The 1,579-nt window shown below is 51.8% G+C and carries 2 protein-coding genes; both read right to left on the bottom strand.

The features are described from left to right. Nucleotides 1-167 precede the first annotated feature (167 nt). Nucleotides 168-932 (bottom strand): glycosyltransferase, encoded by a 765-nt coding sequence (locus GTN70_01395; GenBank protein ID NIO15652.1) that lies wholly within the window; start codon nucleotides 930-932, stop codon nucleotides 168-170. A 17-nt stretch (nucleotides 933-949) separates the two neighbouring features. Continuing rightward, on the bottom strand, nucleotides 950-1,579 hold a 630-nt coding region (locus GTN70_01390), incomplete at its 5' end, for a glycosyl transferase (protein ID NIO15651.1).

The following is a 1,579-nucleotide window of genomic DNA, read 5'->3' as shown; positions in this document are numbered from 1 at the left end:
AGCTCGAGGTACTCTTCCGCCCCGCCCCACCCCTTTGCCAGCGAAAGAATAATTAACTCGGGCAAATCCACCCTTCCGTTTACCGTTGTCGCTCCCATCTATTATCCATTTGTTTTTCCCGGCCTCGCCTCTCTCCGCTACGAGCGGAGTGTCGACAGGGCCGCTGGTTACTTTTTTCTCTGTATGTCCATGAGGACAGCATACTTGACGAAGACCCCGAAAGACTCGGCGCAGCAGATAATAAAACCCCGCATGCCATCGAGGAAACCCCTCCGGACAAAAAATTTGTAGAAAAAAGTGTACAAGGGTCGGAGCGTCAGGTCGATGAAGCGGGCTTTTCGCCCCGTATCGGCGTAATCTTTCGCGTTCATGATCGCGTAGTTTAACGTCCTTTTCATGAAGGAGGAGATGTCCCAGGGGGGCTTGTGCACGAGAATGCTTTCCAGTTTTTTTTTGGCCCCAAACGAACTGAAGTGCTCATGTATGTTGAGGCCTACCCAGGTTCCATTTTTTCTGTTATAAAGGCGCGGCTTGTGGTCCGGAAACCAGCCGCAGTGGTAAATGGGCTTATCCTGAAAATAAGTGAGCCGGGGCACCTCGAAACATGTATACGCAGACCATTGCTCCGGGGTGATGTTGCTTATTTCATCGATCAGCTCCGCCGAGAGGAACTCATCCGTATCCACTTCGAGGATCCAGTCGTTCGTCGCCAGACTCATGGCGTGTTCCTTCTGCTTTCTGAATCCTTCCCACTCTTTGTGATACGTCTTCGCCCCAGCCTCGGTAAGGATCTCTACGGTTTTATCGCTGCTCCCCGAATCGACGGCGATTATTTCATCTGTCCACGTGACGCTGTCCAGGCAGTTTCGAATATATGATTCATTGTCCTGGCAGATGATGATGGTTGTTATCGGGGGTCTCTTCGATTCCATATGCTGAACACCTGACTTCACTTTTCGATGTGTGTTCTCAGATCTCGGCCGCGCAAGATGTTACCGGCTACCTGAATGACTTCTTCCGGAGAGATCTCTTCCATGCACTCCGGCTTCATTCTCTCCGATGGTTCACATTCCTCGAAAAACTTCTGTTTGCAGGGGCTGCAAAAAAAGTTTTTGTAGATGATCCAGCACTTCTCCCCCCAGGGCCCGAATTTCACCGGCGACTGGGGTCCGAAGAGGGCTATGAGCGGAACCTTCAACGCTGCCCCCAGGTGCATGATGCCGCTGTCGTTACAGATGAGCAGGGAACATCTGTTGAGCAGGGCCATCGTTTGACGTAAATCTGTCCTCCCCACGGCCATGATTGGTGGGGGGTCAAGTCTCTCCTGGAAATATTGTGCCTGTGCCAAGTCCCCCCGGCCCCCGAAGACGATTATCATGGTCCCCTGTTTTTTCCCGAGATTGCTTGCCACTTCAATGAAGTTATCCGGGTGCCACGCTCTCTCAGAAACGGCGGAAAACGGGTGAATCCCGATGATGCTCTGTCCGTCGGATATACCGTTGGTGTTCAAAAAATCGCTTGCCCATGTCGTTTCTCCATCTGATAACCAGGCTTCCAGATAATCATCGGCAACCGGTAT

The organism is Deltaproteobacteria bacterium, from assembly GCA_011773515.1.
Lineage (GTDB): Bacteria > Desulfobacterota > Deferrimicrobia > J040 > J040 > WVXK01.
The sequence above is the reverse complement of the archived record's forward strand: the minus strand, read 5'-3'. Positions and strand labels throughout refer to the sequence as shown.

Excerpts from the sequence above, each read along its gene's own strand:
- GTN70_01395 (NIO15652.1), bottom strand. The coding sequence starts at position 932 with ATGGAATCGAAGAGACCCCCGATAACAACCATCATCATCTGCCAGGAC.